This window comes from Pseudomonas syringae KCTC 12500 (assembly GCF_000507185.2).
In the GTDB taxonomy this organism is placed as follows: Bacteria; Pseudomonadota; Gammaproteobacteria; order Pseudomonadales; family Pseudomonadaceae; genus Aquipseudomonas; species Aquipseudomonas syringae.
Genome location: NZ_AYTM02000002.1, coordinates 5,178,740 through 5,192,909, shown reverse-complemented (window position 1 = coordinate 5,192,909; position 14,170 = coordinate 5,178,740). Strand labels below are relative to the sequence as shown.

The 14,170-nt window shown below is 60.6% G+C and carries 12 protein-coding genes; 5 read left to right on the top strand and 7 right to left on the bottom strand.

Translation table 11 applies throughout. The features are described from left to right. Positions 1-4 precede the first annotated feature (4 nt). Entirely contained in the window at positions 5-919 is a 915-nt protein-coding gene (locus tag V476_RS23240) for a LysR substrate-binding domain-containing protein (protein ID WP_024959815.1), read from the bottom strand. 124 nt (positions 920-1,043) lie between these two features. Between V476_RS23240 and V476_RS23235 the strand changes: the two genes are divergently transcribed. Continuing rightward, positions 1,044-2,138: a tartrate dehydrogenase gene (locus V476_RS23235; protein WP_024959814.1), complete on the top strand. Its 1,095-nt coding sequence runs from the start codon at positions 1,044-1,046 to the stop codon at positions 2,136-2,138. Here V476_RS23235 and ptrR read toward each other — a convergent pair. Beyond that, positions 2,135-3,010 (bottom strand): putrescine utilization regulator PtrR, encoded by an 876-nt coding sequence (gene ptrR, locus V476_RS23230; protein WP_003410140.1) that lies wholly within the window; start codon positions 3,008-3,010, stop codon positions 2,135-2,137. The genes V476_RS23235 and ptrR overlap by 4 nt on opposite strands. A gap of 101 nt (positions 3,011-3,111) precedes the next feature. Between ptrR and V476_RS23225 the strand changes: the two genes are divergently transcribed. Next, positions 3,112-4,503: an aldehyde dehydrogenase family protein gene (locus V476_RS23225; RefSeq protein ID WP_024959813.1), complete on the top strand. Its 1,392-nt coding sequence runs from the start codon at positions 3,112-3,114 to the stop codon at positions 4,501-4,503. Between the two features lie 350 nt (positions 4,504-4,853). Here the strand turns inward: V476_RS23225 and V476_RS23215 are convergent, their stop codons facing one another. Continuing rightward, positions 4,854-5,438, bottom strand: coding sequence for a flavin reductase family protein (locus V476_RS23215; protein WP_024959812.1), 585 nt, complete (start codon positions 5,436-5,438; stop codon positions 4,854-4,856). 140 nt (positions 5,439-5,578) lie between these two features. On the opposite strand from V476_RS23215, the gene V476_RS23210 reads away from it, so the two are divergent. Further along, positions 5,579-6,202 carry a nucleotidyltransferase family protein gene (locus V476_RS23210; RefSeq protein ID WP_024959811.1) on the top strand — a complete coding sequence of 208 codons (624 nt, stop codon included), beginning with the start codon at positions 5,579-5,581 and terminating at the stop codon, positions 6,200-6,202. Here the strand turns inward: V476_RS23210 and V476_RS23205 are convergent. The 4 genes from V476_RS23205 to V476_RS23190 are packed head-to-tail and all read right to left on the bottom strand — an operon-like array spanning position 6,183 to position 11,043. After that, positions 6,183-7,151 (bottom strand): XdhC family protein, encoded by a 969-nt coding sequence (locus tag V476_RS23205; protein WP_004417915.1) that lies wholly within the window; start codon positions 7,149-7,151, stop codon positions 6,183-6,185. The genes V476_RS23210 and V476_RS23205 overlap by 20 nt on opposite strands. A 2-nt stretch (positions 7,152-7,153) precedes the next feature. Then, entirely contained in the window at positions 7,154-9,370 is a 2,217-nt protein-coding gene (locus V476_RS23200) for a xanthine dehydrogenase family protein molybdopterin-binding subunit (RefSeq protein ID WP_024959810.1), read from the bottom strand. Positions 9,371-9,379: 9 nt separating this feature from the next. Beyond that, complete coding sequence (locus V476_RS23195) at positions 9,380-10,363, bottom strand: FAD binding domain-containing protein (RefSeq protein WP_004417917.1); 984 nt, start codon at positions 10,361-10,363, stop codon at positions 9,380-9,382. Further along, positions 10,363-11,043, bottom strand: coding sequence for a (2Fe-2S)-binding protein (locus V476_RS23190; RefSeq protein ID WP_003420887.1), 681 nt, complete (start codon positions 11,041-11,043; stop codon positions 10,363-10,365). Before V476_RS23190 ends, V476_RS23195 begins: the two co-directional genes overlap by 1 nt. Before the next feature lie 890 nt (positions 11,044-11,933). Between V476_RS23190 and mqo the strand changes: the two genes are divergently transcribed. After that, positions 11,934-13,577 carry a malate dehydrogenase (quinone) gene (mqo, locus tag V476_RS23185; protein WP_003420890.1) on the top strand — a complete coding sequence of 548 codons (1,644 nt, stop codon included), beginning with the start codon at positions 11,934-11,936 and terminating at the stop codon, positions 13,575-13,577. Positions 13,578-13,733: 156 nt separating this feature from the next. Beyond that, entirely contained in the window at positions 13,734-13,970 is a 237-nt protein-coding gene (locus V476_RS23180) for a hypothetical protein (protein ID WP_003318404.1), read from the top strand. Positions 13,971-14,170: the final 200 nt, after the last annotated feature.

Sequence of the window (14,170 nt, the reverse complement as noted above, 5' to 3'; positions counted from 1 at the left end):
TGCCTCAGTGGTTGACGGGCGAAGGATGCAGGGCAAGGTAGTCGCGCAGAAACTCCACCGTGACGCGCACCTTGGCCGAACTCATCAGCGGCGAGGTGTGCACCGCCCAGATGTCTGCATCCTGGCGGTAATCCGGCAACACCTGAACCAGCCGGCCCTCGGCCAGGTCAGTGCGCACATCCCACAGCGAACGCAGCAACACCCCGCGCCCGTCCAGGCACCACTGACGGGCGATTTCGCCGTGGTTGGTAGACAGGCTGCCGGTCACCTTGACGGTTTCGGCACCCTGCGGCCCGTTGAGGTGCCAGATGCCGAATGGCCGGTCGCGCTCCTTGATCACCAGGCAATCGTGATTGGCCAGTTCGCCAAGATTGAGCGGTGTGCCGTGAAGGTTGAGGTAGCCGGGGCTCGCGCACAGAACCCTCCAGTTGCTGGCCAGATGCCTGGCGCGCAGGTGCGGGGCGATTTCGTTGCCGACACGGATATCCAGATCGACGCCCTCCTCGATCAGATCGACCAGCCGGTCCTGAATGTCCAGACGGATATCCAGCTTCGGATAACGCGACGCCAGTTCCGACAACGCCGGCGCGACGAAACGCCGGCCGAAGCCCTGACTGCTGACGACCCGCAACAAGCCACTCGGCTCGCCATGCAATGCAGCCACCTCTTCGCCCATCTGCTGCACTGAGTCGAGCATACCCCTGGCCCACTCGTAGACGCGCTCTCCATCCTCGGTAATCGACACCTGCCGGGTCGAGCGGTGCAGCAACACCACACCCATGCCCTGCTCCAGCAAACGAATACGCTTGCTGACATAAGCAGCGGACATGCCCAGCTCATCCGCAGCCCCGACGAAGCTCGAGCGCCGGGCCACATGAACGAACACATTCAAATCATCGAGGCTGGGGTGTTTATTCACGATTCGTGTTTTCTCAGTGCATTAATCAGCTGATTATCTTTATATCGTGCGCTTATAGCATGGATGGCCTGTGCAACTCATTCATCGCACACCCGTAATGGATCGATTCAGAGAGAGCGCCGCCATGAACAACAAGAAACTGCGTATTGCTGCCATCGCCGGTGACGGCATCGGCCTGGAAGTGCTGCCCGAAGGCGTACGTGTGGTGCAGGCCGCTGCCGCACGGCACGGGCTGGACCTGGAGTTCGAGTACTTCGAATGGGCCAGCTGCGATTACTACCTGAAGCACGGCAAGATGATGCCGGACGACTGGTTCGAACAGCTCAAAGGCTTTGACTCGATCTTCTTCGGCGCCGTCGGCTGGCCGGAAAAGGTCCCGGATCACATCTCGCTGTGGGGCTCGCTGCTCAAGTTCCGCCGCGAATTCGACCAGTACGCGAATATCCGTCCGGTGCGGCTGTTTCCCGGCGTGCCCTGCCCGCTGGCCAATCGCAAACCGGGCGACATCGACTTTGTCGTGGTCCGGGAAAACACCGAAGGTGAATACTCGTCGCTGGGCGGGATCATGTTCGAAAACACCGACAACGAATTCGTGTTGCAGGAATCGGTGTTCACCCGTCGCGGCGTCGACCGCATTCTCAAATTCGCCTTCGAGATGGCCAGCAAACGCGAGCGCAAGCACGTGACCTCGGCGACCAAATCCAATGGCATGGCCATCAGCATGCCGTACTGGGACAAACGCACCGAAGCGATGGCCAGCCAGTACCCCGGCATCAGCTGGGACAAGCAACACATCGACATTCTCTGCGCCCGTTTCGTGCTGCAACCCGAGCGCTTCGACGTGGTGGTGGCGTCCAACCTGTTCGGCGACATCCTCAGCGACCTCGGCCCGGCCTGCGCGGGCACCATCGGCATTGCGCCGTCAGCCAACCTCAACCCCGAGCGTCACTTCCCGTCGCTGTTCGAACCGGTTCACGGCTCGGCCCCGGACATCTTCGGCCAGAACATCGCCAACCCGATCGCGATGATCTGGTCGGGTGCGCTCATGCTCGAATTCCTCGGCCAGGGCGACCAACGCTTCACCGCGGCCCATGACGAAATCATCACCGCCATCGAGCAAGTGATCGCCAACGGCGACGTCACGCCGGATCTGGGCGGCACGCTTTCGACTCAGCAAGTCGGTGCGGCGATTGCCGAGCGGGTTTCTGCAGCCCGTTAAACGTTTTCTGGCTCGCTGCGCTGTTCCAGCAACTCGACGAAGCGGGTCAGGCTGCGTGACACCGTGCCGCGGCGCCAGATCAGCCAGGTGTGCAGGTAGCGAAACTTCTCGGACAGCGGCCAGATACTGACCGTGGCGCAGCCGGGCATACTTTCCAGCATGCTGCGCGGCATCAGCGCCAGCCCGGCACCGGCGCTGACGCAGGCGAGCATGCCGTGGTAGGACTCCATTTCGTGGATCTTGCCCGGCACTGCCGCGTCATCGGTGAACCAGCGTTCAAAGTGATGGCGGTACGAGCAGTTGGCACGAAACGCATAGATACTCTCTCCGCTGACATCCCGCCCGCGCTTGACCGGTGCATGATTGAGCGGCGCGATGATGACCATTTCCTCTTCGAAGACCGGCACGCCGTCAAGCGATGGATGCTGCACCGGCCCGTCGACGAACGCAGCGACCAGTCGACCGGCCAGCACGCCGTCGATCATGGTTCCGGACGGGCCGGTGGACAGGTCCAGCTCGACCTTGGCGTTCTGCTGGTTGTAGGCGGCCAGCAGCGCAGGAATCCTGACCGCAGCCGTGCTTTCCAGCGACCCCAGTGCAAAAGGCCCCTGTGGCTCCTCCCCGGAAACGGCGGAGCGCGCTTCCTGCACCAGATCCAGGATGCGTCGCGTGTAGTCGAGAAAATTCCAGCCTGCGGGAGACAGGCGCAAGCGGTGCTTCTCGCGAATGAACAGGTCGACGCCCAGATCCTGCTCCAGCTGCTTGATGCGCGTGGTCAGGTTCGAGGGCACCCGGTGGATGTGCTGCGCGGCGGCGCTGATGCTGCCGTGTTCAGCCACCGCCTTGAAGATCTCCAGCTGAACCAGATCCATATCATTCTCCAAAAATGAACATTATGCTCATTATTATTCAGTTTTAGAAAGCATTGCACGCCTATATTCTGGTCCCACTTCCACCTCAACAGGATGGCGCAATGACTACTGTCACCGGCAACACCCATGCAATCTCGATCAATCCTGCCACCGGCGAGCAAATCAGCCACTACGCCTTTGAATCCGCCGCCGCGCTGGATCAAAGCCTGTCGCGGGCGGCTGCCGGGTTTGCCGGCTGGAAGCGCACGCCGGTTCAGCAACGTGCGCAATTGATCGTCGCCATGGGTCAGGCCCTGCGCGATGACGTCGACAACATCGCACGCATGATCAGCCAGGAAATGGGCAAGCCCGTTGCCCAGGCCAAAGGCGAGGTAGAGAAATGCGCGCAGTTGTGCGACTGGTACGCGGCGCAAGGCCCGGCGATGCTGGTGGCCGAAGCGACTCAGGTCGAGCATGACAAGGCGCGGATCGAATACCGTCCACTGGGCCCGATTCTCGCGGTAATGCCGTGGAATTTCCCGATCTGGCAAGTGCTGCGCGGTGCGATTCCGACCCTGCTGGCCGGTAATACGTACGTGCTCAAGCACGCGCCCAACGTAATGGGCTGCGCTTACCTGATGCTTGAGGCGTTCAAGCGTGCCGGTTTTCCGGAGGGTGTGTTCGAAGTCATCAACGTGAGCCCGGAAGGCGTTTCAAGCGCCATTGCCGACCCACGCATCGCAGCGGTCACCCTGACCGGCAGCGTGCGTGCTGGCCAAGCCATCGGCGCCCAGGCCGGTGCGGCACTGAAGAAGTGCGTGCTGGAACTCGGCGGTTCCGACCCGTTCATCGTGCTAAATGACGCGGACCTGGATCAGGCTGTGAAGGCGGCGGTGATTGGCCGCTTCCAGAACACCGGGCAGGTCTGTGCAGCGGCCAAGCGTCTGATCATCGAGCAAGGCGTGGTCGAGGAGTTCACCCGCAGGTTCGTCGAGCAAACGCGTCAACTGGTAACGGGCGATCCTCTTTCCAGCGAAACCTACATTGGCCCCATGGCGCGCTTCGATCTGCGCGACGAGCTGGATGCCCAGGTACAGGACACGCTCACCGAAGGCGCCACGCTGTTGCTGGGCGGCAAAAAGGCCGAAGGCCAGGGCAATTATTATCAGCCTACCGTGCTCGGTGACGTCACCGATAAGATGACTTCGTTCCGGCAAGAGCTGTTCGGCCCTGTAGCGTCGATCATCACCGCGCGTGACGCACAGCACGCCCTGGAGCTGGCCAATAACAGCGACTTCGGCCTGACCGCGACGATTTATACCCGCGACCTGAAACAGGCCGAGCGCATGACCGAGGAACTGGAAACCGGCGGTGTGTTCATCAACGGCTACAGCGCTTCAGACCCGCGCGTGAGCTTCGGCGGCGTGAAGAAAAGCGGCTTTGGTCGTGAGCTGTCGCACTTCGGTGTACGCGAGTTCTGCAATGCGCAGACCGTATGGCGGGATCGTCAGTGAGGGTGCAGAAGATACAAAGCCCTTGCGGGACTGGCTGGTATGGCGATCCGCGTTGCTCACCAAGGAGCAGGTGTAGCCGCTGAGTATTTGCTGATCAGTCAGTCCCCCTTCGCGAGCAAGCTCGCTCCCACGGGAGCCATCTGTGGGAGCGATGAGTGTGCTTGTGTGGGAGTGAGCTTGCTCACGAAGAGACTGATGCAGCCGCTGAGTAATTTGCTGATCAATCAATCCGCCTTCGCGAGCAAGCTCCCACGGGGTCATCTTTGGGAGCGATGAGTGTGCTTGTGTGGGAGCTTGCTCACGAAGAGGCCCTTACGGTCGGCGAGAGTCGTCAGAGCCAGACATCGCGATTACTCGTCGCCTGTTTCTACCACCGCAGGCTCACCAATCGTGTAGAAATGCCCGCCCGCGATGTAATGCAGGCTGCGCCATTTCGGATCGGCTTTTTCAAATTCCCAGTGCCCGTCTTTGAACACACGGGTATCAGCCCATGCGCCCACCACTTCGCCAATGAACAGGTCGTAAGTCTGCTGATTGTGCGGCTCGGGAATGACCTGACAGATCAGCCACGCCGAGCAGCCTGCGACCAGCGGCGAGTCGTGACCGTCGATGCGGAACAGATCCACATTGGCCTTGTCCAGCTTGTCCGGGGTGAAGACCTTGCTCTGGGTGCCGACGTCGAAGGTCATCTGCAATTGATCCAGGTTGGGCACCTGCAGGGCAAAGTAGCCACTCTTCTCCACCAGCTCACGGGTCTTGGTCATCTTGTCGATGACCAGCGTCACCTTGGGGGGCGAGAAGTCCAGCGCACAGGCCCAGGCCGCAGCCATGACATTATGCGTGCCCTCGTGGCTGGATGAGACCAGCACGGTCGGCCCGTGGTTGAGCAAACGGTAGGCTTTTTCCAGCTCGACAGGACGAATATGATTGTCCACTTGAAACCCTCGAAAACATGATTCTTGCCGCTACCGGCAAGGCAGCGAAATAAGGCATTGTGCGTGCATCAGCAGAACTGCAGGGTGCGACGGGTAAGCCGCGCGCGCCCTCTCCTTTCACCCACTCATAAGGTTTCGGATTGAGCAGCATAGACAGCCAGATCCCCGAAGTGTTCGCCCTGGTCCTCGCAGCGGGCCGCAGCAGGCGCTTTGCTGGTGACAAACGACAGGCGCTTCTGCCGAGCGGTCGAACACTGCTCACGGCAAGCCTGGAAAACGCGCAAAATGCATTCGGCAAAACGGCGGTGGTATTGCGCCCTGACGACCAGGCGGATGCGCTGGGGATTGCCTCGAACGTCACGATCATCCGCAGCGAAAACGCCCAACTGGGGATGGGCCACAGCCTGGCAAGCGCGGTTGCGGCAGTGATGGACTCCTCTGCCGATGCGGTTGCCATTGTTCTTGCTGACATGCCCTGGATACAGCCGCAGACATTGCATGACCTGGCCAGAATGGCCGATCCCCAGCGCATCGTCCTGCCCATGCACGAGGGCCAACGCGGCCATCCGGTGATCATCGGCCGCCGGTTCTGGCCAGCGCTGCTCAAGCTGGAAGGCGACCAGGGCGCGAAGGCCCTGATCATCAACAACCCCGAGGCGTGTGACCTACTGCATTGCGATGATCCTGGCATCCTGCGCGATGCCGACACCCCGTCAGCGCTGGCACAAGCCTGCCGGCAACACCTTACACTTCGGCACGACTGACACCGTTGGCCACCCGCAGGATGTCAGCCATCACCGCAATGGCGATCTCGGAAGGTGTCTTGCTGCCCAGGTTCAGGCCGATGGGCGCGTGGATCCGGTCCAGGACCTGAGCGTCAAGCCCGCCAATCCGCCCCAGACGCTCCAGACGTTTGCTGCTGGTGCGCATCGAGCCCATCGCGCCGATGTAGAACGCCTCGGTACGTACCGCCTCGAGCATGCTCAGATCATCAAGCTTCGGATCGTGCGTCAGCGCCAGTACGGCCGTCGAACTGTGGCAGCCGCCCTCGGCAATAAACACCGCAGGCAGCACGCCGCGCACCTCGACACCCGGCATTGAAAACCCCGATGTGACCTCGACACGAGGGTCACAGACGATCACCTCATAACCCATGGCAACGGCAAAACTGGCGCAGAACTCTGCCACCGGCGACAGACCGGCGAGCAGCACGCGATACACCGCGCCCATGCGGATACTGATGCTTTCGCCATCGACCTGCACACGCGACTCGCCCATCGTCGCAGGCCCAATCGATCTCTGCACGCCGCCCAGTTGCACCTGCCTGCTGACCAACTCGCGTCCGGCGAGCGCCTGCTCGATGGCCGCCAGATGTGCATCGGCTTCAGGCCCTGGCGCGATGAACTCGATCAGCACATCCAGCACACCGCCGCACGGCAAGGCCCGCGTCGGCGCAAAACCGCCGTCGCCGTAGCGAACCACCTGATTGACCGGCTCGAACTGCCCCACGGCAACGCGCTCGAGAAAGTCCTCTTCCACGCAACCACCCGACAGAGAGCCACGATGCTCGCCGCTGCCCAGCGCCACCAGCATCGCACCCGGCCCGCGCGGGGCCGAACCGAATGTGGAAAGAACCGTACACAACCAAACGGCCTTGCCGCTGGCCAGCCAGTCCCGTGCCTGTTGTACAACCTGCAAGTCAAGCTGTTTCATCGTTACAACCCTGCCATCAGTTTTTCCTTGCTGATCGGCAGGCTGCGCACCCGTTTGCCCGTCGCGTGATACACCGCATTGGCCACTGCTGCGGCCAGCCCGGTCACACCGATCTCGCCGATGCCTCGTGCGCCGAATTCACCCAGGTTGTAGTCCGGATAATCAAGCAGCAAGACGTCGATGTCCGGTTGATCCGCATGCACCGGTACCACGTACTCGGCATAGTTGTTATTGACCGGCATGCCGCTGCGCGGATCGTATTCACCGGCCTCGAACAAGGCCATGCCGATGCCCATCACAATCGCGCCTTCCACCTGATTGCGTGCCGCCAGCGGGTTGACCACTTTGCCCACGTCAATGGCGCTGACCACCCGCGAGACGCGCAGGCTGGAAATACCCGGGTCCCAGCGCACCTCGACAAAATGCACACCGAACGAGCGGAATGAGTACTTGCCCGCCTCGGGCATGCCGCTTTGAAAAGTGCCCTCGGCACGCGATAAACGCTGGCCGTTCAGGACATCGACGAAGCTCGCCCGTTGCTCACCCATGACCAGTTGACCGTTCTCGACCTTGATCGCTTCGGCGTCCTGCCCGGCGAACACTGCATCCTTGCTGACGGCGTACTGGCGCAGCTTATGCAACGCTTCGCGGGTGGCGCCGGCAATTGCCGGCATCACGCTGGCGGTCACCCATGAGCCGCCGGACACCGGGCCTGCCGGGAACGACGAGCTGCCCAGTTCCACTTCGACGCGCTCCATGGGAATGCCGGTCAACTGGCTGACGGTCTGCGCGACGATGGTGTACGTGCCGGTGCCGATGTCCTGCAAGCCACACTGAGCCAGCGCCGTGCCGTCGGAACGCAGAATGACCCGCGCATCGGTAGGCACCTGATAGGCTTCCCAATTGCAGGCGCCCATGCCGTAACCAATGATTTCATCGCCTTCGCGCATTGAACCGACTTCAGCCTTGCGCGCGTGCCAGCCAAACCGTTCGGCGGCCTTGTCGATGGCTTCGGGCAGGTGGTTACTGGACCACGGCAGCCCTGCGCTCTGATCCTTGTCAGAGAGGTTCAGCTTGCGGAATGCCAGAGGGTCCATGCCACTGGCCAGGGCCATTTCATCAATGGCCGACTCCAGTGCAAACAGGCCCGGGGCCGCGCCCGGCGAGCGCATGGAGGTCGGCGTACCGCGATTGATGGGGCTGATCTTGTGGCTGACCAGCACGTTATCGCAGGCATACAGGCTTTTGGTCACGCCGCCGCAGTTTTCGGTGTAGTCATCGAGCATCGAGGTGTTGTTGAACGACTCGTGACGAATCGACACCAGCTTGCCGCTCGCATCGGTGGCCAGACGCAGGCGCTGGCGAGTTTCCGGACGGTGGCCTACGGTGGTGAACATCTGCGCACGCGGCAACACCAGTTGCACCGGGCGCCCGGTGACTTTAGCAGCGGCGCACGCGGCGACCGAATGCGGCCACGGCCACAGCTTGCCGCCAAAGCCCGAGCCTATGAAGGGCGCACGCACTTCCACCTGGTCGGGGGAAAGGTCAAAGACGTTGGCCAGTAGGTTGCGGTGATTGACCACGCCCTGAGTGCTTTCATAGACAAACAGCTTGCCGTCCTGCCACCAGGCGGTGCTGGCGTGCATTTCCATCGGGTTATGCACTTCTACCGGCGTGGTGTAAGTCTGATCGACCTTCACTTTTGCGCCCTCGAAGGCGCTGTCCGGATTGCCGCGATTGTGCCCTGCACCGCCATCGCGGGCGCCATTGACGCGCATGCCTTCGGCAAGGTCCTTGACCGCCGGACGCTGGTCATACTCAACCGTCACGCGATAGGCCGCGGCCCTCGCCTGCTCGAAGCTCTCAGCCACCACAAGGGCCACGAACTGGCCAGGATAATAGACGCGGTCATCCTCGAACGGCAGGCGATGCTCGTCCGCCTTGCTGGCCGAGAGCATCTTGGCAAAGCTCAGTTTGGTATTAGGAGTACGGTGCAGCGAGGGGAAGTTGTCGTGGTGAAAGATATCGACCACGCCAGGCATCGCCTTGGCCTGCTGATCCTTTATGGCTACCACGCGCCCGTTGGCGATGGTGCTGTAGACGCCATAGGCGTAAAGCATCTTGCCCATCGGATGGTCTGCGGCATAGCGCGCCTGACCACTGACTTTCTTGCCGCCGTCGATACGACGCTGCGGCACACCAATGATGTTTTCGCTCATGAGAAATTCCTAGGCCGTGAGGTCACGAAGGTTGCGGACGATGACCTGCTGACCCAGCGGGATCTTGAAGGCGTTGTGTTCATAGGCCCGCGAGCCTTTCATCGCCAGCGCTGCGACCTGCGCAAAGGTGTCCAGATCGGCACGCTGACCGATCAGCGCACGTTCGGCGTCCAGCGCACGCCACGGCTTGGTGCCCACACCGCCCAGTGCAATGCGCGCATCGGTAATACGTTTGCCGTCCATCACCAGAATCACCGCGCTGGACGCCAGGGCGAACTGGTAAGAAGTGCGGTCGCGCAGCTTCAGGTAAGACGAGCGGCTGCCTGACAGCGGCGCGTCGAGGGTCACATGGGTGATGAGCTCGTGTGGCGCCAGCGCATGTTCGCGCTCTGGCGTATCACCAGGCAGCAAATGAAAGTCAGCGAACGGGATATCCCGCGAGCCATTGGCGCCCTGAACGGTAACCTGCCCGCCGATCGCCGCCATGCCGACACACATGTCTGACGGATGCGTGGCAATACAATGCTCGCTGGTGCCCAGCACTGCGTGCACACTACGGTTCATCCCGCCAATGGCTGCACAACCGGAGCCCGGTTGGCGCTTGTTACAGGCTGAAATACCATCGCGAAAATACGGGCAGCGCACACGCTGCATAAGATTGCCGGCGGTGGTCGCCTTGTTGCGCAATTGGGTCGAAGCACCGGCAAGAATCGCTTCGGACAACACCGGGTAGCGCTGCTGCACCAGCGGGTGGCTGGCCAGGTCGGTGTTGCTGACCAGCGCGCCGATGCGCAGGCGGCCATCAGGCAGCGACTCGACCTGCTTAAACGCCAGATGGTTGATGTCCACCAGTTGCTGCGGTTGCATCACGTCGAGCTTGACCAGGTCCAGCAGTGTGGTGCCACCGGCCAGATAAAAGCGTTGCCCTTCACCGGACGCTGTGCTGAAAGCCTGCGCGGGCGAAGCGGCGCGAGCGTAGTCGAAAGTTCGCATCAGGCAGCACCTCCCATTTTCGAGCGCGCAGATTGCACGGCAGACAGAATGTTCTTGTAGGCACCGCAACGGCAGATATTGCCGCTCATGGCCTCTCTGACGCTGGCGTCATCGGACGCAATGTTCGGGTCTTTGAGAATCGCAACTGCGCTCATGATCTGTCCGGAGGTGCAATAACCGCATTGGTAAGCGTCGTGTTCCCAGAACGCTTCCTGTACCGGGTGCAGCTTGCCGTTCTCGGCCAGCCCTTCGATGGTGGTAATGCTGTCGCCCTGATGCTGAACGGCGATCGACAGACAGGAGTTGATTGCCAGGCCGTTGACCAGCAGCGTGCAAGCGCCGCACTGGCCGTGGTCGCAGCCCTTCTTGGTGCCCGTCAGTTGCAGACGGTCACGCAGCACGTCGAGCAGAACGGCATTGGCTGGCACGTTCAGGGTATGAACCTGGCCGTTGACCTTCAACTGGATGCGTTGCTCACCCGCTGCGGGCGCGTCACTGTCTTCGACCACGGGGGCCGCAGGTGCCAGAGGCGCAGCCTGCAGCAGGCCGTCGGACGGGATCCAGGTAGACAGCGTGGCCGCAGCAATGCCGGAGGCACCAAACTTGAGAAAGTTTCGGCGCGAGGGCTGCACGGCGCTGCTGTCGACAGCAGTTTCCTTGTGCTTCTTGGGTTCGGTCATCAGGATCACTCTGTAATAGCCGTCACTGCTGTAAAGCGACGGGCGTTATGGTGTGGTCAGCGGCCCGGGCGTACTCCTGCCCACTGACGCGCTGCCTTTATTTCCAAGGGTAATCAAAGCCAAAACGCTATCACCCGTTACAAGTGTTTAACTGGTCTGCGCTTCTAAAGTTCCAACTGTTTGACGGACGTCTGTATCCGAACATTGCGTCCACGGGCATGGCAGCCATATACGGACCCTAACAGGAGGTGGGAGCGCTGATTAGCCAGGCAAAGTCGCACGCCGTTATGAGCCTGGCTCATGAATGCACGAGAGCCGGATGAGCGCGCTGTTCGGGGAGATGTTCAGATCGAGCGAAGGCCATATCCGTCTGACGGCTAAAGACCCGGGCGAAAATGCCGATACAGATAGGCAGTGGAAGGCTGTGAAGTGTCTAAATCAAGGCATTCGTGGCCAATTTGATGGTGGCACCTCGCAACCGGGGTGCACATTATGCGAAAATACCGCGTCTTTGCCGGTATGCCACCGAGGGTGTGTCGCAGTACGCGTACATAAAATTGCGCGTCAAGCGTGCCTCCATGCTCCGACGCGGCGTCTCAGACTCCGTGAACAGGCTGACCAGGTGTGTCTTCGCAAGTGGCTCAGAGGGCAAGGCCCTCGGGCATCGCAGCACACCAACAGAGCAAATGTCACTCATGACGCTGAATCCAATGATGATAAGAAGTCAGCGCAGCAGGACATAAATTGAGGTCTCGAGCGGTATTATATTGGCCTTGTATGTCCACCTCTAGTCCCCGTGGGTGCGAGTGTTTGTCGCAGGCTTCGCTGCATGTGACAGGCCGTTTCCCCAGGAGTAGTCGGCGGATGGCGTTTATCAGATGGATGACAGAATGTTTAAGAAAGTGAACACGGCCCTCCTGGGTCTGGCCATTTCCATGGGCCTGATGCCCGTGCAGGCGGCTGAAACCAAGAAAGTCGACGTACTGCTCGTCGGCGGCGGCATCATGAGTGCAACCCTCGCTGTCTGGCTCAACGAGCTGGAGCCAAGCTGGTCGATGGAAATGGTCGAGCGTCTCGACGGCGTCGCCGAAGAAAGCTCCAACGGCTGGAACAACGCCGGTACCGGTCACTCGGCGCTCGCCGAACTGAACTACACCCCCGAAGACAAGAACGGCAACGTCGACATCTCCAAGGCCATCGAGATCAACGAAGCGTTCCAGATCTCCCGTCAGTTCTGGTCCTGGCAGGTCAAGACCGGCGTTCTGAAGGACCCGCGTTCGTTCATCAACTCCACACCGCACATGAGCTTTGTGTGGGGCGACAACAACATCCAGTTCCTGCGCAAGCGTTACGCAGCATTGCAAGCCAGCCCGCTGTTCAGCGGCATGCAGTACTCCGAAGACCACGAGCAGATCAAGAAGTGGGTCCCGTTGATGATGGAAGGTCGTGACCCGGCGCAGAAGCTGGCCGTGACCTGGAGCCCGATCGGCACCGACGTCAACTTCGGCGAGATCACCCGCCAGTTCGTCTCCAATCTGAAAGCCAAGCAGAATTTCAATCTGCAGTTGTCGAGCGAAGTCGAAGACATCAACCACAACGACGACGGCACCTGGCGCGTCAAGTACAAGAACCTGAAAGACGGCACCGTTACCGAAACCGACACCAAGTTCCTGTTCATCGGTGCCGGCGGTGCAGCTCTGCATCTGCTGCAGGAATCCGGTATTCCTGAAGCCAAGGAATACGGCGGCTTCCCGGTCGGCGGTTCGTGGCTTGTCACTGACAACCAGACCTTGGCCATGCAGCACATGGGCAAGGCCTACGGTATCGCGTCGACTGGCGCGCCACCCATGTCGGTTCCGCACCTGGACACCCGTGTTCTGGACGGCAAGCGCGTGATCCTGTTTGGCCCATTCGCGACCTTCTCGACCAAGTTCCTGAAAAACGGTTCTTACTTCGACCTGCTGACCAGCACCACCACGCATAACGTGTGGCCGATGACTCGCGTCGGTATCGAACAGTACCCGCTGATCGAATACCTCGCCGGTCAGGTGATGATGTCTGACGACGATCGCTTCGCGGCTCTGAAAGAGTACTTCCCGAACGCCAAGAAAGAAGACTGGCGCCTGATGCAAGCCGGTCAGCGCGTACAGATCATCAAGCGTGACGAAGAGAAAGGCGGCGTTCTGAAGCTGGGTACCGAAATCGTTGCTTCCAAGGACGGCAGCATTGCCGGCCTGCTGGGTGCTTCGCCAGGTGCCTCGACTGCAGCGCCGATCATGCTGGGCGTGCTTGAGAAAGTCTTCAAGGACAAGGTAGCGACTCCGGAATGGCAGGCAAAACTGCACCAGATCGTGCCTAGCTACGGCACCAAGCTGAACAACAATCCGGACCGTGTTGCCGAGGAATGGGCGTACACCGCCGAAGTCCTGCAACTGACTCCACCACCGCCGGTGAACAAGACAGGTAATGCTCCAACTGCTGCACCTGCTGCTCAGCCAGCGAAAAGCAATCCAGCCAGTGACATGGCGCTCTAAGGCTTTCACAGCTTGAGCAAAGCCCCGCCAGATCTTGTCTGGCGGGGCTTTTTTTTGCCCGCCGTTGCGCAGGCAAACCCTGCCGACATGAAAACATGTCGAACTCTTCGCGTCGTTCGTTCCTCCAACCAGGACGACACACTGAGAGGAACTGCAATGAGCAAGCATACTGACAAGCCTTCCAGCCAAACGCCTGAACAGTCCGCGCCAACGACAGACCAGTCCGGCAAGCCGGTCGATGTGGTGCGCAAGGACATTGCGCAGGAAAATCCCGAAACCGAAGGCGTGGACAAGGTCATCACCCCGACGTCCATCAAGGAAAAAGAGCAGGATGCCGAAACGCTTCGCGCAAAGAATCGTGAGCTCGAGCGCAAGTTGAACGGCCAGGGCTGATTGCCCAAGCGGGCCTGTGCAACCCAGCACTTGCCGGTAATTCGCTAAAAAATGGCAGGCAGGGCCTCAAAGGCCCACACCTGCCAACTTGCAGGCATTTCCCCGACATAGTCAGTTAAAGCTACGCGTCCAACGGGCACCTGTTATGGTGACCCACTTCCTTCTATCTCTGGCTTGTATCAGCAGAGCGCGTCATCCAG

Excerpts from the sequence above, each read along its gene's own strand:
- V476_RS23195 (WP_004417917.1), bottom strand. The coding sequence starts at position 10,363 with ATGCGAACTTTCGACTACGCTCGCGCCGCTTCGCCCGCGCAGGCTTTC.
- V476_RS23180 (WP_003318404.1), top strand. The coding sequence starts at position 13,734 with ATGAGCAAGCATACTGACAAGCCTTCCAGCCAAACGCCTGAACAGTCC.
- V476_RS23205 (WP_004417915.1), bottom strand. The coding sequence starts at position 7,151 with ATGAAACAGCTTGACTTGCAGGTTGTACAACAGGCACGGGACTGGCTG.
- mqo (WP_003420890.1), top strand. The coding sequence starts at position 11,934 with ATGTTTAAGAAAGTGAACACGGCCCTCCTGGGTCTGGCCATTTCCATG.
- V476_RS23235 (WP_024959814.1), top strand. The coding sequence starts at position 1,044 with ATGAACAACAAGAAACTGCGTATTGCTGCCATCGCCGGTGACGGCATC.
- V476_RS23200 (WP_024959810.1), bottom strand. The coding sequence starts at position 9,370 with ATGAGCGAAAACATCATTGGTGTGCCGCAGCGTCGTATCGACGGCGGC.
- ptrR (WP_003410140.1), bottom strand. The coding sequence starts at position 3,010 with ATGGATCTGGTTCAGCTGGAGATCTTCAAGGCGGTGGCTGAACACGGC.
- V476_RS23190 (WP_003420887.1), bottom strand. The coding sequence starts at position 11,043 with ATGACCGAACCCAAGAAGCACAAGGAAACTGCTGTCGACAGCAGCGCC.
- V476_RS23225 (WP_024959813.1), top strand. The coding sequence starts at position 3,112 with ATGACTACTGTCACCGGCAACACCCATGCAATCTCGATCAATCCTGCC.